The sequence below is a fragment of the Helicobacter japonicus genome (assembly GCF_000762845.2).
In the GTDB taxonomy this organism is placed as follows: Bacteria; Campylobacterota; Campylobacteria; order Campylobacterales; family Helicobacteraceae; genus Helicobacter_C; species Helicobacter_C japonicus.
This window is the reverse complement of the sequence record NZ_JRMQ02000002.1, coordinates 20,578-47,386: the sequence shown is the minus strand read 5'-3', so window position 1 is coordinate 47,386 and position 26,809 is coordinate 20,578. Positions and strand designations below refer to the sequence as shown.

The following is a 26,809-nucleotide window of genomic DNA, read 5'->3' as shown; positions in this document are numbered from 1 at the left end:
AAAGGGCGCAATTTTAGCCTTATTTCTCTAAAGTTTTGCTTATAAATTATGAGTTTTTCTTTAATGCTAGGAATCTTTTGCAAATTACCTATTAAAATTACTCTTTGTATCAAATTCTCATCAAGAGATAGCATAAATTAAACTTTTTATTAAGCCCTAAAAAGTTACAATAAAACTTTAGTTTGTAAATTTCTAAAGAGGCGGATAGAATGGCAAAAAAACTTCATACTTTTATGGGTGATACTCCAGCTCAAGCTCTTAAAAAGGCACAGGAGAGTTTTGGAAGCGATGTTTTGCTCGTAGAAAATAAAGAAATACGTAAAAAATCACTTACGCAATCGGGTTTATATGAGATTGTTGTTGCTGTTGATGATGATACACAATCCTCAAATTCTCAAGTAGAAAATATGGAGCAAAAGCAAGATTCGGTAGAATCTGCGCCAAATAGTGTGCAAAAAAGACTTGATGAAATTGCAGAGAAAAAAATGGCAAAAAGGCGTAAAGAAGCACAACAACCAAAAATTTACGATGAGGTAACACTTCAACTCTCTGATGCGGTCAAACAAATCTCACAAATTGCCAATGTGCCGAGCAATATGCCTGAAAACCCTAAGATTCAATCTCCTGCCCCTCGTTCTTATCCTATTGCCCCATCTCCAACTAACAACGCACAAATGTTAAAGGTCAATACAAATATGAATGATAATATTGATGAACGCGTGAATGAGCGGATTCAAAGTTTGCAACAAACGCGTATTGCGCAAAATATTAATGAGAAGATTGAATTAAAAAATATTAAAAATGAGCTTGATGAGCTTAATGATAGAATGAAAATCATTCAAAATATGCTATGGGAAGAAAAGGGACCAAAAAATGATGGCTTAAATATTCCCCAAGAGTTTGCAGAAATTTATAGAATTGCTAAAGCTAGCGGTATGAAAAAAGAACATCTTGATACGATTATGCAGCTTTCTTTAGAGCTTATGCCTTTAAAAATGCGTTCAAATTCTACAACAATTAAACGTTATTTTCGTGAGGTGCTGCGTAAAATGATTTATTGTCGAGGTGAGAATCTCCAGCACAATACAAAAAAAGTCTTAATGCTTGTAGGACCTACGGGAGTAGGCAAAACCACAACCTTAGCAAAACTTGCTGCGCGTTATTCTTTGATGATGAATGCACGCTATCGTGTAGGTGTGATTACTCTTGACACCTATCGTTTGGCAGCAGTAGATCAGCTTATGGCATATGCGCGTATGATGAAGCTAAGTATTGACACAGTGGTAGAGCCAGAAGAATTTGATAAATCAATAGATTCTCTTAAGCATTGTGATTATATTCTTGTTGATACAGCAGGACATTCACAACACGATCGTAAAAAACTCCAAACACTCAAAAGTTATCTTAATAGTGATTATAAAATCGATATAAGCCTTGTGTTATCGGTAAATACTAAGTATGAAGATTTGCGTGATACATATAATGCTTTTAGCGAACTTGACATTGATACTTTAATTTTTAGCAAACTTGATGAAAGCCGTTATTTTGGGAATCTATTTTCACTCGTGTATGAGACAAAAAAGCCTATTTCTTACCTTTCTATTGGGCAGGGAGTGCCTAATGATTTGGTATTAGCAGGAAATGATTATTTGGTAGATTGCTTACTTGATGGATTTAGACCACCAGAAACAAAGTAGTTGTATAAGTGTTTAAAGAGGCATAAAATGATACAAAATCAAGCCCACGAGCTTCAATCTCTGATCCAAAGTCAAGATAAACGTAATTTTAGCGCGACAAAGTTTATTGCTATCACTTCGGGTAAAGGAGGCGTGGGGAAGTCTAATATAAGCGCAAATCTTGCCTATTGTTTATGGAAATACAAAAAAAGAGTAGCTGTTTTTGACGCGGATATTGGACTAGCTAATCTTGATTTAATTTTTGGTATTAGGTCGCAAAAAAATATTCTTCACGCTTTACGAGGAGAAGCAAGCTTTCAAGAAATTATTTATCCTATTGAAGAAGGTCTATATCTTATACCAGGTGATAATGGTGAGGAGATTCTAAAATATGCCAATAGTGGAGTATTTGAACGATTCCTTGATGAGAGTGATATTTTAAATGATATAGATTATATCATTATCGATACAGGAGCAGGGATTGGTGGTGTTACACAAGATTTTTTAAATGCAAGTGATATGGTGGTGGTGGTAACTATGCCCGATCCTTCAGCCCTTACTGATGCGTATGCTACCATTAAGCTTAATAGCAAGATTCGTAATGATATTTTTATGATTCTTAATATGGTAAAAAATGCCAAAGAAGCACAACTTGTTTTTGAGCGCATTGTGGGTTTAGCACATAAAAATATCCCTTCATTGCATTTACATTCACTTGGTTTTATTGAGCAGAGCCAAGTTATAGCAAAAGCTGTGCGCGCGCGTGAGATTGTTGTAAAAGCAGAACCCTTAAGTGCGGTAAGTGGGCAGATTGAAACTATTGCTAAAAATATTCTCGCTCATTTGGAACAAAATATGCTTATCTCACCTCAAAAGCAGCATTTTGCCGATTTCTTTAGGCGAGTGTTTGGCTATTTATAGGGTGTAGGAAGGCAAGATATGAAACCAGATAATTATATGAGTTTTAGCATTGTGGCAGGCTTTTTTATTGGACTTGCTTTTTCTATTAGCAAGTTTGATGAACCAGAAATTATGGTGCTATGGACGATTATTACGACAATGGGTGTGTATCTCATCGTAGCGGTAAGTGTATCGCTATATTTTTGGTTTTTAGATTTTGAACGTTCAAAATTGAAGAAAAACAAACTTGAAAATATTTTAGAATATTATCGTCTTGAATTTGATAAGCGCGAGAAAGAATCAACTAAGATTCGTAACTTCATTAGGAGTATAGAATCTGATGATGAAGAAATACAAACACATCAAAATAATCAAAATGCAAGCTAGGGGGAGAGTGTGAAGAGTATTAATCAAAGCAAGGGATATAATCAAACACTTAAATATGCGCAAGATGAGCTTGCTTTGCAGTATCTCCCAGCAGTGAAAGCTATGGCATTTCGGTTAAAAGAGCGTTTGCCAAGCTCAATTGAAATGGCAGATCTTGTATCCATTGGCACAGAGGAACTTATAAAGCTTGCTCGTAGATATGATAGTAGCCTTAATGATTCCTTTTGGGGTTTTGCTAAGACACGCGTGAATGGTGCGATGCTTGATTATTTGCGTAGTCTTGATGTGCTTTCTCGTGCTAATCGTAAGCTTGTAAAAAGCATTGATTATGAAGTGTCGAAATACTTCAATGAGCATCAAGAAGAGCCAACTGATGAATATCTTGCAAAAGTTCTTAATGAAGACATTGTAAAAATAAAAGAAGCACGTGTAGCCTCTGATATATATGCTCTTGTGCCAATTGATGAGCAATATAATGCCATTTGTGCCGAAAATGTCGTAGAAGATGTGCAAAAAGAGGAGCTTATGGAGATTATCCATACTATCCTTAAAAAGCTAAGCAAAAGGGAACAAATGGTGATTCAGCTCTACTACTTTGAGGAGCTTAGTTTAAAAGAAATTAGCGAGATTTTAGATATTACAGAATCTCGCATTTCGCAGATTTCAAAGGAAGTGATTAAAAAAATTCGACAAGGACTAGGAGATATAAATGGCTGATATATTAAGTCAAGAAGAGATTGACGCCCTCTTAGAGGTTGTCGATGATGATGATGGCGATACCTCAAGTGTTGATGAGCAGGATTTAATCCACCAAAAACAAGTTACGCTTTATGACTTTAAGCGTCCAAATCGTGTGAGTAAAGAGCAACTCCGTGCTTTTAAATCAATTCACGATAAAATGGCAAGAAGTTTATCTTCACAAGTATCAGCTGTTATGCGAAGTATTGTGGAGATTCAGCTTCATAGTGTCGATCAAATGACTTATGGTGAATTTTTGATGAGTTTGCCCTCTCCTACGAGCTTTAATATTTTCTCAATGAAACCCTTAGAGGGTGCAGCAATTTTAGAGATTAATCCAAGCATTGCCTTTCCAATGATTGATAGACTTTTGGGTGGAAAAGGCGATCCTTATGAAAGCTCAAGAGAATTTAGTGATATTGAAGTGAATCTTCTTGACACGCTTTTACGACAGATTATGCAGAATCTTAAAGAAGCGTGGAGTTCTATTACAGAGATTTTTCCAAGTGTTGATGCTAAAGAATCTAGCCCCAATGTTGTGCAAATTGTGGCACAAAATGAAATTGTTATTATGGTGGTAATGGAGATTATCATCGGGCATAGTAGTGGTATGATGAGTATTTGTTATCCTGTTATCTCACTTGAGAGTGTGCTCTCACGTTTGGCAAGTCGTGATTTGATGTTGAGCGATACAAGTTCTAAAAAAAGCCGTAACAAAGAGCTCCAAGCACTTGTAGCTGGAGCAAATGTTGTTGTTAATGGTTATTTGGGGGATACTACACTTACGCTTAAAGAAATTTTAGATTTGCGAGTGGGTGATATTATGCGGCTTGATACGGTGGCTGATGATACTATAATTGTTGCTGTTGATGGGCGTGAAAAATTCCTAGCGACAATTGGTTTGCAACGTTACCGCAAAACATTACAAATTAAAGAGGTAATCAAAACTGAAAAAGATCAAGTTAAAGAAGTCCTTGAAATGCTTGAATCGCAGCGAAAAAATAAAATTGCTGATATTAGTGAGGAGGGAGAATGAAAGCCTTTATAGATTTAATTATCGCAGAGACTATTGCTACACTTGAAGGATTAATGGGAAAGACACCCAGTGTAACACATACAAGTGATGGTGATATAAGTCTTGAAAATCTCCCTGCACCTTATTCTATCAGCTATATTGCTGCAAGCGGTGATGGAAATGGTGAGCTTGCGATGATTATCCCTGTGGCAATGGGAACAGCTCTCGCAGATATGATGTTAGGTGGCGATGGTGAAGCTAAAAATGAGATGAGTGATGATGATTTAGATGCGGTAAAAGAAATTGCTTCTAATATTTTTGGTGCTATTTCCACCTCACTCAATGCACAAAAAGAATTGCCAAAACTTAATTTTAGTTGCACAAATATTGAATTTATCACACAAGATGTGGATTTATCGCGTTTTAATAAAGCCTATGTGTTTAATTTCTCACTTGATTCTATTCAGACAACTTTTACAATTCTAGCCAATGCAAGTTTTACGGCATTGTTTGAACAAGGTGTTCAAACACAAACTTCAAGCCCAGAAACTGCCCCTGCCCAAGCAAATCCAGCACTCTCACCCACAGAATTTAAAAATATTAATATGATTTTAGATGTGCGCTTGAATGTTAAGGTGCGTATCGGACAAAAAAGAATGCTTCTTAAAGATGTTATCGCAATGGATATTGGGAGCGTGATAGAGCTTAATCAGCTTGCAAATGACCCGCTTGAGATTCTTGTAGATGATAAAGTCATTGCTAAAGGTGAAGTTGTTATCGTTGATGGAAACTTTGGGATTCAAATCACAGATATCGGCACAAAACGAGACAGGCTAGAACAGTTGAGAGGATAGTTTAACTAAGTTCAAGCACACACTAATATAAAAGTAAGTGAGAGAGTAGGCTTATCAAAAATAAGCCTTATCAAATTTATTCTTTTTCTTTTTTAAAGATAGAGCAGTTTTTAAGCGGACAAGCTTGTTTGTTTGTCCATACTCTCAAAGGGCAGACACCAAATACACCTGTAAGCAAAGGTATAAGCCCTAAAAGTCCCCATAAAGATTCAAAATAAAATCCAATGCCAAAAATAGCAAAAGCAATCACGATTCGGATTATTCGTTCTGTCATTTTCATATAAACTCCTTTTTGAAAAGTAATGATGAAGTATAGAATACAAAAATAAGAATGTCTGTGATAAAATCACATTTTGATTATTAATGCAAGGAGGGTAAGTGAGCAAAGAGCCGCTTAAAGTTATTTTTGCCCCGCTAGGCTTAGCACAGCAAGATATTGAAAGCATAGTCCAACAAGCATATTTTAAAAGTTTTGCGCCAAATACACTTATTAATCAAAATGAGAATTGCTTGGGCTTTATTTATGTGTTTTCAGGGGCTTTACGCGCTTATATTATGAGTGAGAATACCAAAGAAATTACACTTTTTACTCTGAAGGAGAATGATTATTGTCTTCTTTGCTCGCATTGTGCGTTGCGTTCTATACATTATGATATTTTACTTGAAAGCAGTCAAAACACAGAAGTGCTTATTGTGCCTCATCAGTTATTTTCTAGGCTTAAAGATACTTATCCTGCGCTTTCAAATTTCACACTCACGCTTATTTCTAAGCGACTAAGCCAAACCATATCCACACTTGAGCAAGCATTATTTAAGCCGCTTGTTGAAAGAATCCGTGAGTTTTTGTATAAAAATGCGCATAATGGGGAGATTCTCATAAGCCACGAAGAAATTGCTAATCATCTAGGGAGTTCGCGTGAAGTCGTCTCACGAATTCTCAAAGAAATGGAAAAACGCGGTGAAATCAAATGTGCATATAAAAAAATTATTTTGTGTTCTTAATAGGAGGGAGAAAATGAAATTGCTAGGAATTTTTGTAATATTTGGGTGTTTGTAGGTGTAAATAGTTATGGATCTTCTATAAAAAGTCAAATCCAAGAGATTAAACAATGGCAAAAGCAAAATGCCCTCTATCCTAAAGATATTTTTTTTCAATCTCTAATAAAGCATACGATGAAAACAAAAGTTGGAAAGAAGGTAAACTCGCTTATTGTGGATTGTTTTTAGAGAGTGATTTAGATGATAAGGCGATTTTAAAGAAACTTCAAGGTATAGAAAGATTGGTATTTGACGAAGAATGCCCAATAGATAGTCTCCCCGATGCTATTAGGCTTTTAGAAAATCTTAAAGGACTACGCATACAAAAGCCAATCTTAAAGCTTTAAATCCTCATATTTTTTCTTTAAAATATTTTCAAGATTTAGATGTAGCGCATAATGAGATTACAGAGATTCCTCAAAATATTTGTGAAGCAAGGAATCTAATGGATTTAGAACTCTCGCATAATAAAATTTCTACTTTACCCTCTTGTTTATTTAACCAAAGAAAAAGCCCTCTTTATATGATTGAATGGGATATTAATCCCGGAAAGGGTAAACTTCCCACATCTCCTAGACCTCTTTACCTCAAAATTAATCATAATAAACTCACATCTTTGCCCCTAGATTTAGCAAAAATTGATTATGTGAATTACGAAGGCAATAAGATTGTTTATCCTAAAGATTTCAATTTAAGCGAAGATAAGAGCTTGAGGCTATTTGATAATATAGCATTTTGGGATAGAGATTTTAGACTAGCCAATGATAACAAAGAAGCTAATGAAAATAATTCCCAAATATGCCTAAGCCAGATTGAATACTTTCTATGGTGTCTAAGGCGCACCTTATATGCCGAAGAGACATATTATCTTACACGCATTGTGCCAAAAAAATCTCCAAAGAATGAAGCGATTTTTGATGTATATGGTATCGCGGGTTTTTTAAATTCACAAGAAAGGATTATTGTGCGGTTGATTTTTGATAATCAAGATATATCACAGGCAAGAGCTGTCCTTTTTATTGATTTGAGGTATGAAGAATCACAATCCAAACTTGTTTTTAGCTTGAAAAATGACATATCATTGCCTGATTTTCCTAAAAATTTATTACAAGATGTGCTTAGGGTTTATGAAAGTGCTAAGCCTTGCAAGCCGCCTTATGATACAAGATGGAGTGTTGATAATTAATTTTTGTAACATACGCTTTACTTTTTAACAAAAAAAAAACGAAATTTTTACAAACAAATGTATTAGAATGCAGAAATTTGTTCTTTGGGGGTGGCTATGAATCTTAAAGATATGCAGAGGAGAGAAATTGAATCTTTAAAGAAAATTGGTTTATATTCTAGTGTAAGCTTAAGCACAATGCAAAAAATATGCAAATATGTATCGGCTATCATTGTGTTTGTGTATCTTGTTTTTGTTCAGGTGAAAACACCTTTTCTTTCATATACTTTTATTAATGTATTTACAGGAGCGGGTTTTGCTTTTTACCTCTTTAAAAAAGACTATTTTAAAGTTGGGTTGCTTACGTTCTATATCACTTTTGGCGGTATATGCCTTCTTGGTGTGCTCTTTTATCAAGGAATTTTTGGAATAGAACATTTTAAATTACAAGAAATACTTGAAATTATCGCATCAAATAATGAGGATCTGCACTCTCCTTATCAAGCAGGTTTGTTGATGACTTGGAGTTTTGTGCCGCCACTCCTTTTTACACTATTAGCAGCCTTAAGCGTCTTTATGCAGCGATTTGAAAGCAAACTCCCTGCTTTATTTTTGCTCTATTTACTTCTTTTGCCTTTTGTATGGTTAATTGGCTGTGTAATTGTGGGTGTATTTATAATTGATAATATTTAATTCTTTGCTCTTTTTGCAATCTCTTTAACAATATCATACCCATATTTGATAGCAGCAGCGATTGAACCACCATTTTTAAGCGCAATATCCCCCGCTACAAAGATATTTTTCACACTGCTTTCCCACAAGGAAGAGCAAAGCGGCACACCCTTTTCATCTGTGGCAATAGAGCATTTTTTCAAAAAATCAATAGGTGAAGCACCACCAATAGCATAAATCACCCTATCAAATACATCTTTACTCCCATCGCTAAAATGCACTCCTACCTTTCCGTTATCATCGCTTAGCTCTGTAATATCAATACCAAGCTTTGTGTGAAGTGAGCCATTTGCAATCACATCTTTAAGTGCAGCTGCATTTGTATCATTAATGCGTGAAAACTCACTTCGGCGATAATTAAGTGTTACGCTCCCTCCATTTTCAGCACTTTGAGCTAAATCATACGCATATTCCACAGCAGAGTTTCCTCCACCTACAACGAGAATCTTTTCATTTTTTTGCGCATCATTGGCATTGAAATTAATATATTTACGAATTGTTGGTGGCAAAGCATAGCTTGGTTTATTGGGTTGTCCCATTTTCCCTATACAGATAACGACAAAACGCGCCTTATAGCTACGATTATCTGTTGTAGTAATCACAAAGCCTTCACTCTCTTTGCAAGGCACAACAGATTCCACATCGCTTTGATAAGTTACTTCAACAGGAGAGAGAATCTCATCAAAAAGTGCTAATGTGCTTTCTCTATCGCCATCTTTAAAGTCAATCTTTCCTTCCAATTGCACAACTTGCCCTTTGTAGTCCTTATCCACGCGTTTGCCTTCTTTGTAAAACTTGCGAATACTCATATTATGAGTCTCACCTTTTTCAAGCACAACCACATTTAAATGCTCTGCTAAAGATTCCACTGCTGCGCTAATGCCAGCAGGACCACAACCAATTACACCTACATCATAGATTTTATCCATATTGTCTCCTTTATTTTTTGCAATAAGTGGGGTATGTTTTTTGTTAGTTTTTGCTGCAAGATTCAAATCTTCCACAGAATCAAAAAGCACACCCTGCATCATTTTATTTGCATCATCAAATTGTCCATTTTTTAAGCCCCATATAAAGGCAAGTAATCCAAACAATCCAAGTATCAAAGATACCCCGAGCATAATAGCGATCATTTCAGTGTTCATAAAATGCCTCTATAAAATATTTAACATAAAGTATATGGGATCTAGCAATTTTAACACATTTTGCTAAGCAAAATTAAACAAAGATTTGCGTTAAATAAATATTTGCCAAAAAAGGGTTACAATCTTATTTTTATCTCAATATTAATAAAGGAGAGGACATAAATATGTCAAATCAAACACAACATATAGTTAAACCAAAGAAAAAAATCGGTGTGGGGCTTATGCTAGGCATTGGTTTTGGTATTTTAATTTTGTCTTCGTGTATTATTGTTTTTATGAGTCTTACTCGTGTAGGTAGCATTAGTGAATCTCTTCATCGTATTAACGATATAAATGCTCTTGCTCAACGTTACGCGATTAATTTTCGCGGTAGTGTGCATGATAGGGCTATTGCCATTCGTGATGTAGTGTTGATTGATAATGAAGACAAAAAGGGATTACAAGACCTTTTGGAGCAGATTAATACATTGGAGCAATTTTACAAAGAAGCAGAAGACAATATGAGGGAAACTTTTGTTAAAACAAATTTGCTTAGCCAAGAAGAGCTAGGGATATTGCACGCTATTGAAGAAACACAGGCTAAAAGTATTCCTTTGATTGTGCAAATTACACAAGCCAAACTTGCAGGAGATTCTCAAAAAGCCCTTACGCTACTCAAAACACTTTCTCCTTATTTTACACAATGGTTAAAAGAAATTAACCAATTTATTGATTATCAAGAAAACGAGAATACAGAGCTTACTTTAAACCTAAGGACTAGAGTGGATCAGTTTAGAATCGAGCTTTTTGTTCTTTTAGGATTTAGCATTGTTTTTGGTATTATTATTGCAGTTATTATTGTCCGCACATTGCGTAAATTACTTGGTGGTGAGCCTTACACTGCTTCAAATATTGTAACAAAAATTGCAAATGGTAATCTCACTGACTCTGTGGGATATAAAGGCGAGGATTCAATGTTGGCTTCTATTGCAATGATGCAGCATAAACTTAAAGAAATTGTGGAGTTTATCATACACTCTTCAAATAAAATTAGTGATGCTGCTATGCAAGTGGCGAATACTTCACACAAGGCTCAAGATGCTGCCCATACACAAATGAAAAGTTCAAGTGACATAACAGATAAGATAGGACAAATGAATCAATCTGTCATTGAGGTGTCAAATATTGCTAAACAAACAGAAGAAAATTCTATAAAGAGTGTGGAAGTTTCTACAAAAGGTGTAGAAATTATTAATATCACAGCTCACGAAATTGGCAAAATTACAGAAATGATTAGCTCTTCAGCAGATAAGATTCGTAGCTTACAGCAACAATCTGTGGAGATTGGCGGAAGTGCCGAGTTGATTGCAGAAATTGCTGACCAAACAAACTTACTTGCTCTTAATGCAGCTATTGAAGCAGCAAGAGCAGGAGAACACGGAAGAGGATTTGCTGTTGTTGCAGATGAAGTCCGAAAACTTGCAGAGAGAACTGCTTCTACAACGACAGAAATTGCAAATATGATTACGCTTATTCAAGAAAATATAGGCTCTTCTGTTAGCTCAATAGAGGCTATTGTGCCACAAATTGATAAAGGACAAAAACTCATTTTAGATTCTGTGCAAACACTCGAAGAGATTCAATCTCAAGCCCAAGATTCTCTCCAAAAAGCCAAAGTGGTAGCTTCTTCTTCAAGTAAGCAGGAGGATACGATGGAAAGTATTTCACAAGATATGCAAGATATTGTAACTCTTTCACAAGAAACACGCACTGCCTTAGAAAATGCAGCTCATACAATTGATGAACTTCAACATATCTCTGATTCGCTCAAAAACTATATGGCATACTTTAAAATATAAGAAAGTCCCCAATTTATGAGAATCTAGCTGTGGATTCTCATAAATTTTAAGGAACATATATGCAAATTTATGTGCTTGGTGTGCATACAGACACAGGTAAGACGCATTTTAGCGCAGCATTTTGTAAGGCTTTTTCTTATGATTATTTTAAACTCATTCAGGCAGGAATGCCAACTGATAGTAATTTTGTGAAGACATTAAGCCCTACAACACATATATTTGAATCTGGCATATTTTTACAAACTCCCGCCTCTCCTCACCTTGCCAAAAAATTAGAACACTTACATTATAAAGCTTTTGATATTACTTTGCCCCAAAGCAAAAACCTTCTTATAGAAACTGCGGGTGGGCTTTTTACACCTATTGATGAAACTTATACGATGATTGATTATGTGCAAAGATTCAAACGCCCTTGCTTCTTAGTAGCAAAGTATTATCTTGGTGTGATTAATCATATTTTACTTTCACTCGAAGCTTTAAAGCAAAGGCAGATTCCAATCCTTGCTTTGCTTTTAATGGGTGAAGAAGATATTTTAATCGATGAGTTTATCACCTCATACACAGGAGTGAGAATCTTCCATTTGCCTTTTTTTACACCTCAAGACTTTGAGGCAAAAAGTCAGCACCTTAAAACTCAAATGCAGGAATTTATGCAAAACTCATCTTGTTGATAAAGTTTTGCACTATGCAAAGATTCTAAGCCAAATCTCAAATATCATCTATTTAAACATTGCAAAACTTAATAAGGCATTATGGCTAAGATTCAAATATGCTGTATTGCACGATGAATGTATGCTAACATTGCTAAAATCATAAAACTTATAAGTTATTTTATAAATAAACTTGACAATAAATGACTAAACTTATATAATGCTATTCCTATAAAATTTAAGGAGTTTATTATGAATTTATTTGAAAAATTAACAAATCAAATGAAAGAAGCACTTGATAGCGCAGCTTCACTTGCCTTGCATTCTCAAAATCAAGAAATTACCCCTGCACACATATATTGGGCACTTTTGAGTAATTATCAATCTGTGCTGAATCAGGCTCTTAATAAAATGAATATCCAAAAAGAAGCCATCGAACTTCAAGCAAGAAGTGAGGTTGATAAGCTTCCTAAAAGCTCAAATGTTGCAAAAGAGAATCTAAGTCTTAGCAAAGAACTCACCTCTGCTCTTAATTTTGCTCAAGGTGAGGCAACTAAAAATGGCGATAGTTTTATTGCGGTAGATATGTTTTTGATTGCTAATCTTAAAGAGAATGCTTTTGTAGCTATATTTAAGCCTTTTATGGATATTACAGAGTTAAAAAAGACATTGCTTAGTTTAAGGGGAGAATCTAAAATAGAAACTCAAAGTGGTGATGATAATTTAGAAGCTTTAAGCAAATTTGGTATTGATTTGACACAAAAAGCATTAGAAAACACCCTTGACCCTGTTATAGGACGCGATGATGAAGTAAATGCGATGATGCAGATTCTCATACGCAAGAGCAAAAATAATCCTATTTTGCTTGGTGAGCCAGGTGTGGGCAAAACTGCTGTCGTGGAGGGACTAGCCCAAAGAATTGTGGCAAAATCTGTCCCTATAAGCTTACAAAATAAAAAATTAATTGCCCTTGATATGAGCGCACTTATTGCCGGAGCAAAGTATCGTGGGGAATTTGAAGAGCGACTAAAAAATGTTGTTGATGAAGTAAAAAAAGCTGGAAATGTGATTTTATTTATTGATGAGATTCACACTATTGTGGGTGCAGGAGCGAGTGAGGGTAGTATGGACGCGGCAAATATCCTTAAACCTGCCCTTGCACGAGGTGAGATTCATACTATTGGGGCAACTACATTAAAAGAATATCGCAAATATTTTGAAAAAGATGCCGCACTTACAAGACGTTTTCAACCTATTAGTGTGAATGAGCCAAGCATTAATGAAGCATTGCAAATTTTGCGTGGGATTAAACCAAATTTAGAAGCTCACCATAATGTAAGCATTACAGATAGCGCACTTGTAGCTGCAGCAAAGCTTTCAAGTCGTTATATTACTGATAGATTCTTGCCCGATAAGGCAATTGATTTAATTGATGAGGCAGCAGCAGAATTAAAAATGCAAATAGAATCTGAACCTTTGGAGCTTAGTAAAATTAAAAAACATATTGCGAATTTACAAGTAGAGAAACAAGCTTTAAATATGGAAAAAAACAATGTCAATGATGTGCGTATAGGGGAGATTGATAAAGAGCTAGAGAATTTGCGTGAAGAGAGAGTGGCGTTGGAGGGGAAATTTGAGCAAGAAAAACAAGTTTTTACAAACATAGCATCGCTTAAATCAAATCTAGATAGTTTGAAAAGAGAATCTGAACTTGCCAAAAGAAGCGGGGATTATAATAAGGCTGCAGAAATTGACTATGGCAAGATTCCACAGATTGAGGCACAAGAGAAAGCGTTGCAAGAGCAATGGGAGGATATGCAAAAAAATGGCACTTTATTAAAAAATGCTGTTACACAAGAGAGTATTGCCGGAGTAGTTAGTCGCTGGAGTGGGATTCCGATTAAAAAAATGCTCCAAAGTCAAAAGGAGCGCATTTTAGGTATAGAATCTGAGCTAGAAAAAAGTGTAGTAGGACAAGATGATGCGATTAAAGCGATTGCTCGGGCGATTAAACGCAACAAGGCAGGATTAAGTGATGCGAATAAGCCTATCGGGAGCTTTTTATTTTTAGGACCAACAGGCGTTGGTAAAACACAATGTGCAAAAACTTTGGCAGAATTTTTATTTGATAGTGCCAAAAGTCTCGTGCGCATTGATATGAGCGAATATATGGAAAAACACGCAGTAAGTAGGCTCGTGGGTGCGCCTCCGGGCTATGTAGGCTATGAAGAAGGTGGAGTGCTGACCGAAGCTATAAGGAGAAAGCCTTATAGTATTGTGCTTTTTGATGAAGTTGAAAAGGCGCATCCTGATGTGTTTAATATCCTCTTGCAAGTGCTTGATGATGGGCGACTGACTGATAGCAAAGGTGTTGTTGTAGATTTTAGTAATACGATTATCATTTTAACAAGCAATATTGCAAGCGATAAGATTATAGAGATTGAGGATAAGCAAGAGAGACAAAAAGCTGTTAAAGAGGCGTTAAAAATGTATTTTAAACCAGAATTTTTAAATCGCCTTGATGATGTGGTGGTATTTAATCCATTAGGGTTAGAGGATATTACAAAAATTGTAGATATTATGTTTGAATCTTTAGCAAAAAGGGCACAGGAGAGAGGCATAAGCATTTCTTTAAGCAAAGAAGCAAAAGAGCATATAGCAGCAGTTGGTTTTGATAGTATCTATGGTGCGCGTCCGCTGAAAAGGGCATTATATGAGGAGATTGAGGATAGATTAGCAGATTTAATTTTACGCGATGAAGTAAGAGAGGGAAATAAAGTGCATTTTGTATTTAAAAATGATAGCATTAGCACAGAGATAGAAAAATGATATATTTTATAGAATCTAATGTATTAGATTCTATAATTTTTAAGTTTCAATGTTAAAAGTGTAAATTGAGAATCTAACCTAAAGTGCTAAAATTCCCTAAAAATCTCCTCTAAACTTTCACGCACATAGCGTATTTGCTGCTGCGTAATAATATAAGGGGGCATAAAGTAGATTGTATTGCCAAGAGGTCTTAAAAGTAAGCTTTTTTGCAAAGCCTTTTGAAATACCCAAAGCCCAGCGCGCTCTCGTTTTTGGCTTAGAATATCAAAGGCATAAACCATACCCTTTTGCCTAAAATTGCCTAAAAATGCAAATTGCTTTAAAGATTCAAACTCTTTAGCAATATACGCACTTAGGGTGCGATTTTTTTCTATAATATTATCTTTTTCAAAAATATCAAGCACTGCATTTGCTGCTGCACAGGCTAAAGCATTGCCTGTATATGAATGAGAATGTAAAAATGCCCTTTGAGTTTCATATTCTGCATAAAAAGCATTATAAATTTCATCATTTGTTACTACCACAGATAAGGGCAAGAATCCGCCAGTAATGCCTTTTGAGAGACAGATAAAGTCAGGTTTTTCTTCGCATTGCTCCATTGCAAAGAGTGTGCCACTACGCCCAAAACCCACAGCAATTTCATCAAAAATTATTTGCACGCCAAATGCACGACAAAGTTTTATGGCTTCATCGATAAATTGTGTGCTATACATATTCATATTTCCCGCACATTGAATAAGTGGCTCAAGGATAAAGGCGCAAATATGCTCCCCTTGCGCGTTAAGAATTTGCTCTAGAGATTCTAATTCTTTGTGAAAATGAGCATTTTCAAAATCACTCACACTCTCTTGTGTATTTGCTATTGGCACAGGAGTAATGAGACAATCTAGTAGTAGTGGCTCATAAGTGCGTTTATAGAGTGCTACATCACCCACACTCAAAGCCCCAAGAGTTTCGCCGTGATAAGAATTGCTTAAAGATAAGAATTTGTTGCGCTTTTGTCCGAGATTAAGATGATAATGAAAACTCATCTTTAGGGCTACTTCAATTGCGCTTGAGCCATTATCCGCATAGAAGCATTTATTGAATCTTCCTCCCAAAAGAGCGCAAAGTCTTTGCGAGAGTGTAATAATTTGCTCGTGTGAAAAACCTGCTAAAATGATATGGGCTAATTCATCAACTTGTGATTTTATCGCACTTGCAATATGCCCATTACAATGCCCGAAAAGATTTACCCACCAAGAACTGACACAATCCATATATTTTGCACCATCAAAATCATAAAGATACATACCATTTGCTTTTTTTATAGGGATTAATGGCACATTTTCGTGATCTTTCATTTGCGTGCAGGGGTGCCAAATATGTGCTAAATCAAGTGATTTAAAATAGGCATTATTCATTTACTTTCCTTTATATAAGGGTGCTAAGTTTATATGCAGTTGTGCTAAGGTATTATAATACGAAAATATTTAAGGATAATAATGAATCCAGATTCTATACTTTTTGCATTACAAGAGCAAAATAACTTCCGCTCACTTCCCTCACTTCAGCATAGCGGTGTATTTGTATATGAAAATCAGCACAAACTCCTTAATCTTGCGAGTAATGATTATTTAGGCTTAAATGTTAATAGTGCCTTTAAGGAGCAGTTTTTAACATCTGTGCGTTCTCAAGATATGCTTTTTTCAAGTAGTTCCTCCCGACTTTTAAGTGGTAATTTTGATATTTATGAAATATGTGAATCTACGTTGAGTAGCCTGTATAATCGACAAGCCTTGCTTTTTAATAGTGGTTATCACGCTAATATCGCGTGTATTCAGGCTTTGTGTAAGATTCCAAGCACTTTTTTTGTTATTGATCGTTTTGTCCATGCAAGTGTGATTGATGGATTACGTTTGGGTAAAGCACGATTTAAAAGTTTCACTCATAACAATATGCAGGAGTTAGAGCAGATTCTTGATGAGAATACTAAAAAGTTCGAAAATATTATCGTTGTAAGTGAAGGGGTATTTAGTATGGAGGGAGATTTTGCGCCTTTGCAAGAAATTGTGGCGTTAAAAAAGAAATTTAAAAATATGAGAATCTACCTTGATGAAGCCCACAGCGTAGGTATTGTAGGTAAAGGTGGTTTGGGTTTAGCCGCACATCTGCAGTTTGTAGAATCTGTTGATTTTTTACTTTTGACTTTTGGTAAGGCGATTGCTTCAGTTGGCGCGTGTATGCTTTGTTCCACAAAGATGAAAGATTTTTTTATTAATTGTGCGCGTTCATTGATATTTTCCACAGCCCTGCCTCCCATTAATATTGCTTTTAGTCATTTTGTTTTCACAAAACTTGATTCTTTTGATAAAGAGCGCGAATATGTGTCAAGATTATCTGCATATATCAAGCAAAGTTTGCAAAAAAAAGGTTACGAAGTGCTAGGAGAAAATCACATTTTATCTATTCTTTGTGGGGAAAATGCACAGGCATTGGCATTAGCTTCTCAATTAAAAGAGCGTGGTATTTTTGCTCCAGCCATTAAAGAGCCGAGTGTGCCAAAGCGCACAGCAAGAGTGAGATTCTCACTTCATAGTGCCTTGAGCGAAGAACATATAGAATCTATTTTAAAGGCATTTGTATGAAATATGTGTTTTTACACACAAAGGCACAGAGTAAAAAGTGTATTCTATTTTTTGGTGGATTTGGGAGCAGGGCAGAGCATTTTAGGCATTTAAGTGCAGAATGCAATGTGATTATGCTCTATGATTATAGGGATTTTGCACTCCCTCACACTTTTTTACGGGATATGGAGCAGTTTAGTGAAGTTGTTCTTATCGCCTTTTCAATGGGCGTAAGTATCGCGCCATTATTTGTATCTCATTTGCCATTTGTAAAAAAAATAGCCATTAATGGCACAAATATTGGTATTGATAGGGTGTTTGGCATACACCCTGCTATTTTTAAAAAAACCATAGCACATTTTGATATAAACAACTTCCAAAAAGCACTTTTTGGTGAATTATATGAAAGTATTTGCCCCACACAAGTGCAGATAGAATCTATACCAAAAAATGATGAGCTAAAAGAGGAGCTGCAAAGTATTTTTGATTTTCTTTTGCAAAAAAATATATCATCTAAAAAGAATGTGGATTTTCTATATGATAGTGCGCTTTTATCAGAATCTGATGCGATTTTTCCTTATAGTGCCGCTAAAAACTTTTTTATCTCTTTTTGTCCTTTAACACATATCACGATAACGCATAGCCCACATTTTGTATTTTTTGATTTTCACTCGTGGGAGGAGCTGTGCCGTATTTAAAGCGATTTCTTAAAGCAAAAGATACCTATGCACAAAATGCTATCGTGCAAAAATATATGCGTGATAAATTATTAGAGATATTGCACGCACAGCATAGAGTGGATTTTAAATATATTTTTGAATTTGGAGCGGGTAATGGCGAATTTACCGCGCTTTTACGCAAGAGATTAGAGTTTGAATCCTATATATGTAATGATATTAATGACTATAAAGTGCATTTTGATGATACGCGAATGCGCTATGAATGTTTTGATATGAAAGAACTTTTAAAACAAAAAATATGTGAAATGCAATTTGAACTTATCGTATCAAACGCCACTTTGCAATGGCTTGATTTTGAGCAAACGCTTTGTGATATAAGCAAAATTCTCTCTCCTAATGGCTATTGTCTTCTAAGCACATTTGGAGAGCAAAACTGCTATGAGATAAAAGCTATTACGCATTATGGTTTGAGCTATCTTTCCCTTGAGTGTATGCGAGAGATTCTCACAAAGCATTTTACGATTCTATTGCTCGAAGAAGAAATTATGAATCTAAGTTTTCCTACATCACTTGATGTGTTTAGGCATTTGCGCTTAAGCGGAGTAAATGCCTTAAGCCAAAATGGATTTATTGGCAAAAATATGCTTTGTGAATATGAAGATAGATTCAAGAATCATCTTACTTATCACCCAATTTATATGCTTTTACGCCATAAAGAGAATCTTTAAATTTAAGCCCTTACCACCGCAATGTTTTTTTATAAATCATCAGCACACTTGCAATAATATACAGAATGCCTAAAAAACATAAATTTATAAAATATTCCCACACACTGCCAAAACTTGCTCCCATTTGGTTGAGTTGCAAAAGCCCATTAATGCCGTGGTATGCGGGTAAAAAGCTTACAAAATAATGTGCCCAAGGTGCAATTTGAGCCTCTGGCCACATAAAACCAAGCAAAAAAACAATCGGCATAGAGGCAAGCATAATGATTTGTGTTGAAAGGGCACGTTTGGGTAAAATACTACCAAAAAATACGCCAAATGCAGCAGTTGATAGAATGAAAGCAATACTAAAAAGCCAAAAATCGAGGATATGCGCTCCTATATTTACCCCATAAAATTCATAGGCAAAGCCAAAATAAAAGGCAAAAAGCACCACATAAATGCAAAAAAAGACCATTATTTTAGAAAGAACTAAAAGTAGCGGATTTGCCCTTGAGTAATAATTTCTTACACCTTGTGAGAATTGTTGATTCTGTGTGCCACCTATGATACCTGCTCCTGCGATGAGTGTTTGATGAAGGATAAAAATAAGTATAGGGGCAAGAGTGTAATTAATATAACCCATTGAAGGATTAAAAAGCGGTATGAGCTTAGGTTCTAGAATCTCGTGTTCGTGAGTTTGAAATTTGGTTTTGAGGTGAGTGTTAAAGGCTTCAATACATTCTGTGCTGGCATTAGCGATTGCTCCATAGATAAGTAAATATGAGGCATTTGCCATAATTGCCACAACTGGTGGAATATGCTGATAGAGATGTTTTTCAAAATCGTGAGGAATAGTGATAAGCCCGTAAATGCGATGAGATTCTATAAGGTCCTGCACTCTTTCTATACTGCTTAAAACTTCTACAATTTCTAAATGTGGAGAAGCTCTTATAAAGGAGATAAATTCCCGAGATGAGTTGGTTTTATCATAATCAACAATAGCAATTTTTTGTGCATTTACGATGTCCTCATAATAAGGCGTAGGATACAAAAAGAGATAAAAAAGTGAACCACCAAAGATAATAATCATCGCAGATACGGAAGTAAAAATATTTTTTGCTTCTAAGATAAAGGTAGAAAAAAATGTTTTCACAATGTGATATCCTTAATGTCGCCAATGCGTAAAAATTCATTATACACTTCTAAAATAAGCATTTTACGATTTGTTTGAAGCGTGATATTTGAATCATTAACAAGCACAGATTCAAAAAAGCATTCAAGCGGAGATTTAAGGGCAAAAAGTGCCTCTATATGCTCTTGTGTGTTATTAAAAGTAGAATTTTTGATTGTTTGTAGCGCATTATAAAGAGACTTTTCTTCCTCTAAAGCAAAGAGACTTGTATCAATAGGAGCAGATTGCATATTCTCATCTAAAATATTCGCTACCCTTTTAAAAAGGCGCACCAAGGCTTCCTTATCGCTTTTTTCAAAAAATGAACTTAAACTTTGTGTATTGGAAATGATAGTGTTGAGATTACGCATTTTATGATTATCTACACGTGCATTAAGCACACAGCGCACAAGTGAAGGATTGACTTTAAGGAATCCTTCAAGCCGCTCTAAAAAGAAAGATTCTATATGATTTAAATCGCTTGGCTTATAACCTGCTGCTTGATAGATTCTAGGCATATCTATGCGTAAATCAAAATCGAGATTATATTGTGCGATAATTTTTAGCACACCATTTGCCGCGCGCCTTAGAGCAAATGGGTCTTTTGAACCAGTGGGGATTTTCTGAATACTGAAAAGGGCAAAAATATTATCAAGCTTTACACTTAGGGCAACAATCGCACTTAAAATATGGCTAGGCAAAGCAGAATCTTCACCTGTGGGGAGATACTGCTCCTTAATACTTAAGGCAACAAGCGGGTGCATACCAAATTTTTGTGCATAGTAATAACCCATAATGCCCTGCAATTCTGTAAATTCATATACCATTTGCGTGAGTAAATCCGCCTTTGCATAAGTGATAGCATTATCTAAAATTTCTTTTGCTTCACTTAAGGGCAAAGTGAGTTGATTTGCAAAAGATTCTAAAAGGATATGTGCGATAATATTTTCTCGCTTAGATTTATCAAGTAAAGAACCTAGTCCTTCCACAAATAGAATTTGTGAGAGTTGCTCTGGAGCAAAACCATTTTTTATATCATTTTCATAGAAAAACACCGCATCACTCAATCGCGCTTTAAGCACCTTTTGATTGCCTTGCACGATAGGGGTAAGATTTTGGGCAGTGCTGTTTGCTACAAGCACAAATCCATTATGTAAGGTATCGTTTGCGTAAGTAGCAAAGTAGCGTTGGTTTTCTTTCATTGAAGTAATAATGACTTCAGGAGGCAAACGTAAAAAGTCTTTTTCAAAGCTCCCAAAAGCTGCGTGTGGGTATTCTGTAATCGCTACAATCTCATCAAGCAAGGAAGCGTCTATTTCTACTTTGATATGATGTGTGGATTCTATATGTGAGATTTGCTCTATAATCATTGCTTTGCGCTCATTTTGATTGACAATGATTTTACCATTTTTGAGAATTTCAAAATATGCTTGAGGAGAATTTACCAACACAGGGGCAAAACTCACATCTCTGTGTATATAGGTTTGTGCTTTGCTTTGAATATCAAATGCACTCATTTGGACGCTTTGCTCTCCTAAAAGTATGCAAATATTGCGCACTGGTCGGATAAAAGATTGTTTTGTGTTACCCCATAACATACTTTTTCCAAAATGCAATGAATGTAACCATTGTGTGAGTATATCGCCAAGCAAGGTGCTTGTAGGCACACCTTTTTTCGTGTAGGCATAATAGAGAACTTCTTTATTATCCTTGTGCTTTGTTTGCAAGGGTGTATCAACGCTTAAACCATTTTTCTTATAAAAGCTTTCACCAGCTTTGCTTAAACCTTGTGTTTTATCACCATTATTAAAAGCAATGCTAAGTGGAGGACCATAAGATTCTATAAGTGTGTCTTGCGTGGTTGTAGGAAAATTTTCTTCATAAAGCACGAGGCGGCGAGGAGTATAGTAAAATGTGGGTGTGGAGCTAATGCCAAAATCCTGCGCACTTTTTTGCCATTTTTCTTGTATATGTGGCAATTCTTTGAGTAGGGGAATAGCAGGAAGCTCTTCAGTGAGAATCTCAATAAGCAAAGGTAAATATGGTATTTTCAAGAATATTCCTTTAAAATTTAGATATGATTGTGTGATTGTAACGCAGAGTTATTAAAAAGTTATTTATATAATGCAAGATTTGAGGATTTATAAGGGAGCAGAGAGTGAGAATCTTTATCTATTGTATTGCTATGATGTTTTGCTGTATAGCTTTACCTGTATTTGCCTTGCCACTTTATAAGATTGAGGGTAAATGTGTGCAACCTAAGGATTTTAACAAAAACCAAAAGCAAGTGATTTTAAAAGCTTTTAAATATGGTGCAAAAAGTGGCTTTGGTTACACGATGGCAGCTATTGCGTGGAAAGAATCTTGTGCTGGAGAATATCGTGTGAATTTTGCTGACCCATCTGCTGGGATTTATCACGCTCATATACCGGGAATTATCAAAAAGCATAAACAAAAAGATACAAACTTTATGCGCAATATGGTGGGAGAGCTTCTTATGCGTGATGATGATTTTGCCTCACAAAGTGCGCTTGAAGAGTTAAAATATTGGCATAAAGTGCGTAAGGGGAATTGGTATGAGGTGATTAAATCTTATAATAAGGGCTTTAGCTGGGAAAAGGATAGGGAGCGCAATAAAATGGCACAGGAGTATTTTGAAGATGTTTTTGCGCGCGTGAAAGTCTTGCAAGATTACATTCCTAAAATAAGTGCGGGCACTGCGAAACTTGCAAAAAAAGACTATGCGCTTGATTTTGTAAAACACACACAATTACAAACGCAAAACTTGCAGATAAAAAATACAATAATTCACAAAAAAGACACGCATAAAAAGCAAAATACCACACAAACACAAGAGAAATTCATCATCTTAGAAGAATAATAATATGAATCTTGCTAAGGCAAGATTCTAATTTAAAGCCCCAAATCGTCTTTTACGTTGCAAAAAATCTTTGAGCATACAATCAAGCTCATCTGTTGTAAAATCTGGCCAAAGTGTAGGTGTAAAAAAGAATTCAGCATAGCTTGATTGCCAAAGCAAAAAGTTTGATATGCGGCTTTCCCCACCTGTGCGGATAAGCATATCAACTTCAGGTAAAGTTGCGGTATCAAGATTAGCATTAATGAGTGCAATCATTTTTTGAGGAGTGAGCGTTAAAATATCTTCTTGGTTTAATGTGTGGGTAATTTTAATAAAAGTGCGTGCAATTTCATCGTGCGAACCATAATTGAGAGCTAGAATTTGCGTGAGATTTGTATGATTTTGTGTGCTATGCTCCAGTTCAAAAATTGCATTCTGAAGAGATTTGTTAAAAACACTTATATCGCCAATAGCACGAAACTTAATACTATTTTTCATATATACAGATTTTTCATCGTGTAAATATTTTTCCAAAAGGCGCATAAGAAAATCAACCTCCACTTTGGGACGTTTCCAATTCTCTGTTGAAAAGGCATAGAGTGTAAGAAAAGGAATATGTTGCGAAGCACACCATTGTGTTACATCACGCACAATTTTTGCGCCTTCTTTGTGTCCTTGTGTGCGCTTTTTACCTTGATTTTGTGCCCAACGACCATTGCCGTCCATTATAATAGCGATATGTTGAGGATTTTTGTTCATTGCTTTTCTTGTGTGCTAGATTCTAAAGGGCGTAAAAAGCGTGCCGGATTGCCAACATAGAATCCACTTTGTGTAATATCTTTTGTAACAACTGCTCCAGCACCAATAACAACATCATCGCAAATGGATACAGGCAAAATTGTTGCATTTGAACCAATACACACGCGATTTCCGATATGTGTGGATTCCCACATACTTTTACAAGGTGCGGGTGTGCCATTTGTGAATCTATCATTTACAAACATTACGCTATGTCCAATAAAGCAGTCTTCCCCGATATGCACAGCAGAGCAGATAAAACTATGAGACTGAACACGTGTGCGTTTGCCTATAATCACATCACATTGAATCTCGCAAAATGGTCCTACAAATACATCATCACTTAAGGTGCAACCATAAAGATTGCTCGGGTGGATAAGCATTACATTTGCTCCTGCCTTTACATTGACTACTTGAGATTCTATAATTTTCATTTTAACCTCTTAGTTTTTGTAGTTTATCTTGTAAAGATTTAAGCTCCAAAGCATAGTTTTGTATTTTGTCAAAAGTCTCTTGTGAATGAAGTGTGAAATCATTAGGAATGGGGAGCTGCTCCAAATCAAGAATATTAAGATTCCCAAGAGCGCGTTCATAGAGTGTTGCAAGCATATTTTGCCCTTGTGTGGAGAAAAGGTAGCAGTAAATTCCTATAGCTATTTGCGGATTTGGTGCGCGCACGATGATAATACCTGCATTTGCTACGACTTTGTATTGTTCTATGGCTGGGCTTAGGATTGTAAATTTAGGCGTGGTGCCTCGAATAGAAATAGCAATATCATAGGGTTTTAGACTATATTTATGAATCTTATGAATATCACCCTTAAAACGTTGTGTGGAAAATTCATAACAGAATCCAAAATCTGTAAAATCAGCAATTCCCAAATCAAAATATGCAATTTTTTCATCTTTATTACCACCATATACGCGCTGCCCTCGAAAAATATTTACATCAAGTGCAGAGAGTGGCGTATGGTTTTGTGTCGTAGTAGTTTGTTTTTTGACATAGGCTGCCACGCTCAAATCGTGAGGATTAACTTGATGAAGCGGAGTAAAAGCAGAATGCTCACCTATGCGTTTATGATGATAAATATCAAGAATCTCATCAAGATTAATAATACGATTATATTTGCCATCTTTTTGATAGAAATGTGGCGAGTTGGCATTAATGTGCAAAATGCCGTGATTATGCTGCGAAAGCACAATGATTGAAAAATCATAAGTTTGGTGTGGAAAAATATTTTTTGGAAGCTCGATGATAGCTTCTATAAGCTTTTCTTCACATAATCTCTCACGCAATCTACCTTCAAGTGAAGATTTAAGCAAGGTTTGTGTGCGTAAGATAAATACACCTTTATCTTTAAGATAAAAAAGAGAATGTATAAGAAAAAGTAATTCAGGATAGGTTTTTATTAAAGATTCATAGGTTGCAAATCGTTTATCTTCTTTTAAAAATTGTGTCCCTATATGGCTATCAAGTGGTGGATTACAGATGATTTTATCAAATTTTTGGTCTTTAAATTGCTCATTTGTGAGGATATTATTCAAAAGTAAATGCTTAGAATCTAAATCAATAATTTTACAAATAATCTTTGCAATGCGTGCTAGAGAGGATTCTAATTCTTCGCCATAAAGCTCAAATTGATGGGTGGTGTTTGCGATGGCAAAGAACAAGCTTCCCATACCATAGCAGGGATTATACACGCTTTGGTGTTGTTTAATATCAAGTAATCCTACAAGGAGTTCATTCACTTCAAGTGGTGTAGAATAAGAGAATAGCTTGTGCGTAGTCTTTTTTTGTGTAATGATATGTAAAAATTCTTCAATTGTGCGATTTGAGGCATCATTTGCAAAAATTACTTTAAGAATCTTAAGGAGGTTAGAGTGAGGATTAGGTGGAATATATAAATCTTCACCTAAACCATTTTTAAGAGTATCGGCGCATTCATCATAAATAGGCTTGCGTTTTGTGGCAAGAGTAATAAGGGATTCTATAAATGCAGGGGAATGTCGTTTAAGCCAAAACATTTCAAGCATAATTGCTATGGAATCAAGCATATCCGCGTGATAGCATTTTATATATTCAAAGCAATTAAGTAACTCTTTCATACCTTGAGTATGTCCTTGCATTCTGTTATCCTTGTTTAAAATAGTATTTTAAGCACGCACAGCAAGTTTAGTAATGGCTTCTGTGTTAAGATCGTCCATATGGCTTTTCATCACTTTAGAATACATATCTACAAGGCGATTTGTTTCAATGAGTGAAGTCATTTCGCGCACAGCATTGACATTACTTTTTTCAACAAAGCCTTGTGCAACAATGCTATTTTGCACGATTTCTCGTTCATCTTTTCTTTCTTTTGGGTATTCATAGAGATTTTTTCCTACTTTTTTGAGATAACGCGGATTCTCAAATCCTACTATTGCAAGTGCGCCAATATTAATTTGTTCGCCAATAGCATCATTGTTAAGATTACGCAAATAGAGATTGCCTGATGTGTCAGATTCAATATGAAGCCCTGCAGAAACGCGGATACCCTCTTGTGAATCTATGCCATCGCGGCTTAACACTAAATATCCTTCTTTATTAACAAGATAACCATCGCTATTAAGATTAAAGTTGCCATCACGCGTATAACGGATACCATCTGGCGTTTGTATTACAAAAAACGCATTTTCTCTCTGTAAGGCAAAATCAAGTGGATTATCTGTTTGAGTGAGATTGCCTACACTTCTGTCTGTATATTCTTCACTAATAATAGGCACACGATTCATTGTGCGGTTAAGAAATTTAGCGGCTTTGCGTGTATGGTCTTCTATGGGAAGCTGTTCTTTGTGCGTTTCATAAAGGCGCAAATAATCCCCAATAACAACATCATCGCGTTTGAATCCTGTAGTATTGAGATTTGCCAAATTATTTGAGATGAGGTCAAGGCGGTTGAATTGCGTTACCATACCGCCTGTGGTGTTGTAATATCCACTTTGCATAAAATCCCTTTATATATCAAGTATATAAAGTATAA

25 protein-coding genes are annotated in these 26,809 nt (G+C 35.6%); 16 read left to right on the top strand and 9 right to left on the bottom strand.

Annotation, left to right across the window (positions count from 1 at the left end; genetic code table 11):
- Window positions 1-209: 209 nt before the first annotated feature.
- From flhF to fliY, 6 genes are read left to right on the top strand one after another with little or no spacing between them, the layout of a single operon-like run.
- Window positions 210-1,697 carry a flagellar biosynthesis GTPase FlhF gene (gene flhF, locus LS65_RS01850; RefSeq protein ID WP_034362947.1) on the top strand — a complete coding sequence of 496 codons (1,488 nt, stop codon included), beginning with the start codon at window positions 210-212 and terminating at the stop codon, window positions 1,695-1,697.
- 30 nt (window positions 1,698-1,727) lie between these two features.
- On the top strand, window positions 1,728-2,597 hold the full coding sequence (locus tag LS65_RS01845; protein ID WP_201274309.1) for a MinD/ParA family protein: 870 nt from the start codon (window positions 1,728-1,730) through the stop codon (window positions 2,595-2,597).
- A gap of 18 nt (window positions 2,598-2,615) precedes the next feature.
- Complete coding sequence (locus LS65_RS01840) at window positions 2,616-2,963, top strand: membrane protein (RefSeq protein ID WP_034362950.1); 348 nt, start codon at window positions 2,616-2,618, stop codon at window positions 2,961-2,963.
- A 9-nt stretch (window positions 2,964-2,972) separates the two neighbouring features.
- Complete coding sequence (locus LS65_RS01835; RefSeq protein ID WP_034362952.1) at window positions 2,973-3,680, top strand: RNA polymerase sigma factor FliA; 708 nt, start codon at window positions 2,973-2,975, stop codon at window positions 3,678-3,680.
- On the top strand, window positions 3,673-4,737 hold the full coding sequence (fliM, locus tag LS65_RS01830) for a flagellar motor switch protein FliM (RefSeq protein ID WP_034362954.1): 1,065 nt from the start codon (window positions 3,673-3,675) through the stop codon (window positions 4,735-4,737). Before LS65_RS01835 ends, fliM begins: the two co-directional genes overlap by 8 nt.
- Window positions 4,734-5,570: a flagellar motor switch protein FliY gene (fliY, locus tag LS65_RS01825; RefSeq protein WP_034362956.1), complete on the top strand. Its 837-nt coding sequence runs from the start codon at window positions 4,734-4,736 to the stop codon at window positions 5,568-5,570. Before fliM ends, fliY begins: the two co-directional genes overlap by 4 nt.
- A 76-nt stretch (window positions 5,571-5,646) precedes the next feature.
- On the opposite strand, the gene LS65_RS01820 is transcribed toward fliY, so the two are convergent.
- Complete coding sequence (locus LS65_RS01820) at window positions 5,647-5,850, bottom strand: YgaP family membrane protein (protein ID WP_034362958.1); 204 nt, start codon at window positions 5,848-5,850, stop codon at window positions 5,647-5,649.
- A 98-nt stretch (window positions 5,851-5,948) separates the two neighbouring features.
- Here LS65_RS01820 and LS65_RS01815 point away from each other — a divergent pair, with 98 nt between their 5' ends.
- From LS65_RS01815 to LS65_RS01805, 3 genes are all read left to right on the top strand, one after another.
- Window positions 5,949-6,572 (top strand): Crp/Fnr family transcriptional regulator, encoded by a 624-nt coding sequence (locus LS65_RS01815; RefSeq protein WP_052061140.1) that lies wholly within the window; start codon window positions 5,949-5,951, stop codon window positions 6,570-6,572.
- Window positions 6,573-7,053: 481 nt separating this feature from the next.
- Complete coding sequence (locus LS65_RS01810; RefSeq protein ID WP_034362962.1) at window positions 7,054-7,794, top strand: hypothetical protein; 741 nt, start codon at window positions 7,054-7,056, stop codon at window positions 7,792-7,794.
- 96 nt (window positions 7,795-7,890) lie between these two features.
- Window positions 7,891-8,466: a hypothetical protein gene (locus tag LS65_RS01805; protein ID WP_034362963.1), complete on the top strand. Its 576-nt coding sequence runs from the start codon at window positions 7,891-7,893 to the stop codon at window positions 8,464-8,466.
- On the opposite strand, the gene ccoS is transcribed toward LS65_RS01805, so the two are convergent.
- Window positions 8,463-9,650, bottom strand: coding sequence for a cbb3-type cytochrome oxidase assembly protein CcoS (gene ccoS / locus LS65_RS01800; RefSeq protein WP_084707958.1), 1,188 nt, complete (start codon window positions 9,648-9,650; stop codon window positions 8,463-8,465). The two genes, LS65_RS01805 and ccoS, sit on opposite strands and share 4 nt — an antisense overlap.
- Before the next feature lie 164 nt (window positions 9,651-9,814).
- Here ccoS and LS65_RS01795 point away from each other — a divergent pair, with 164 nt between their 5' ends.
- The 3 genes from LS65_RS01795 (at window position 9,815) to LS65_RS01785 (ending at window position 14,967) form a co-directional block, all read left to right on the top strand.
- Window positions 9,815-11,488: a methyl-accepting chemotaxis protein gene (locus LS65_RS01795; protein WP_138129737.1), complete on the top strand. Its 1,674-nt coding sequence runs from the start codon at window positions 9,815-9,817 to the stop codon at window positions 11,486-11,488.
- A gap of 59 nt (window positions 11,489-11,547) precedes the next feature.
- Window positions 11,548-12,159, top strand: a complete 612-nt coding sequence (gene bioD, locus LS65_RS01790; protein ID WP_034361438.1) for an ATP-dependent dethiobiotin synthetase BioD — start codon at window positions 11,548-11,550, stop codon at window positions 12,157-12,159.
- A gap of 231 nt (window positions 12,160-12,390) precedes the next feature.
- Entirely contained in the window at window positions 12,391-14,967 is a 2,577-nt protein-coding gene (locus tag LS65_RS01785; protein ID WP_034361436.1) for an ATP-dependent Clp protease ATP-binding subunit, read from the top strand.
- Between the two features lie 86 nt (window positions 14,968-15,053).
- On the opposite strand, the gene LS65_RS01780 is transcribed toward LS65_RS01785, so the two are convergent.
- Entirely contained in the window at window positions 15,054-16,370 is a 1,317-nt protein-coding gene (locus LS65_RS01780) for an adenosylmethionine--8-amino-7-oxononanoate transaminase (RefSeq protein WP_034361434.1), read from the bottom strand.
- 81 nt (window positions 16,371-16,451) lie between these two features.
- Between LS65_RS01780 and LS65_RS01775 the strand changes: the two genes are divergently transcribed.
- Genes LS65_RS01775 through LS65_RS01765 form a run of 3 tightly spaced genes read left to right on the top strand, consistent with a single transcriptional unit; the run spans window position 16,452 to window position 18,981 of the window.
- Window positions 16,452-17,594, top strand: a complete 1,143-nt coding sequence (locus LS65_RS01775) for an aminotransferase class I/II-fold pyridoxal phosphate-dependent enzyme (protein WP_034361432.1) — start codon at window positions 16,452-16,454, stop codon at window positions 17,592-17,594.
- Window positions 17,591-18,271, top strand: a complete 681-nt coding sequence (locus LS65_RS01770; protein ID WP_034361430.1) for a pimeloyl-ACP methyl esterase BioG family protein — start codon at window positions 17,591-17,593, stop codon at window positions 18,269-18,271. Before LS65_RS01775 ends, LS65_RS01770 begins: the two co-directional genes overlap by 4 nt.
- Window positions 18,259-18,981 (top strand): methyltransferase domain-containing protein, encoded by a 723-nt coding sequence (locus LS65_RS01765; protein ID WP_034361429.1) that lies wholly within the window; start codon window positions 18,259-18,261, stop codon window positions 18,979-18,981. The genes LS65_RS01770 and LS65_RS01765 overlap by 13 nt, the downstream gene beginning before the upstream one ends.
- A gap of 10 nt (window positions 18,982-18,991) precedes the next feature.
- Here the strand turns inward: LS65_RS01765 and LS65_RS01760 are convergent, their stop codons facing one another.
- Window positions 18,992-20,113, bottom strand: a complete 1,122-nt coding sequence (locus LS65_RS01760) for an ABC transporter permease (protein WP_034361428.1) — start codon at window positions 20,111-20,113, stop codon at window positions 18,992-18,994.
- The gene (gene glyS / locus LS65_RS01755) at window positions 20,110-22,185 is read right to left on the bottom strand and encodes a glycine--tRNA ligase subunit beta (protein WP_236096588.1); all 2,076 of its coding nucleotides are present in this window, start codon (window positions 22,183-22,185) and stop codon (window positions 20,110-20,112) included. Before glyS ends, LS65_RS01760 begins: the two co-directional genes overlap by 4 nt.
- Before the next feature lie 104 nt (window positions 22,186-22,289).
- Here glyS and LS65_RS01750 point away from each other — a divergent pair, with 104 nt between their 5' ends.
- Window positions 22,290-23,012, top strand: a complete 723-nt coding sequence (locus LS65_RS01750; RefSeq protein ID WP_034361427.1) for a hypothetical protein — start codon at window positions 22,290-22,292, stop codon at window positions 23,010-23,012.
- A gap of 27 nt (window positions 23,013-23,039) precedes the next feature.
- Here the strand turns inward: LS65_RS01750 and LS65_RS01745 are convergent, their stop codons facing one another.
- From LS65_RS01745 to LS65_RS01730, 4 genes are read right to left on the bottom strand one after another with little or no spacing between them, the layout of a single operon-like run.
- Window positions 23,040-23,750 carry a di-trans,poly-cis-decaprenylcistransferase gene (locus LS65_RS01745; protein ID WP_034361425.1) on the bottom strand — a complete coding sequence of 237 codons (711 nt, stop codon included), beginning with the start codon at window positions 23,748-23,750 and terminating at the stop codon, window positions 23,040-23,042.
- Window positions 23,747-24,223: an acyltransferase gene (locus LS65_RS01740; protein ID WP_034361424.1), complete on the bottom strand. Its 477-nt coding sequence runs from the start codon at window positions 24,221-24,223 to the stop codon at window positions 23,747-23,749. The genes LS65_RS01745 and LS65_RS01740 overlap by 4 nt, the downstream gene beginning before the upstream one ends.
- Before the next feature lies 1 nt (window position 24,224).
- Window positions 24,225-25,916, bottom strand: coding sequence for an N-6 DNA methylase (locus LS65_RS01735; RefSeq protein WP_052061045.1), 1,692 nt, complete (start codon window positions 25,914-25,916; stop codon window positions 24,225-24,227).
- 27 nt (window positions 25,917-25,943) lie between these two features.
- A complete protein-coding gene (locus LS65_RS01730) occupies window positions 25,944-26,774 on the bottom strand; it encodes a flagellar hook-basal body protein (RefSeq protein WP_034361423.1) in 831 nt (276 codons plus the stop codon).
- Window positions 26,775-26,809 lie beyond the last annotated feature (35 nt).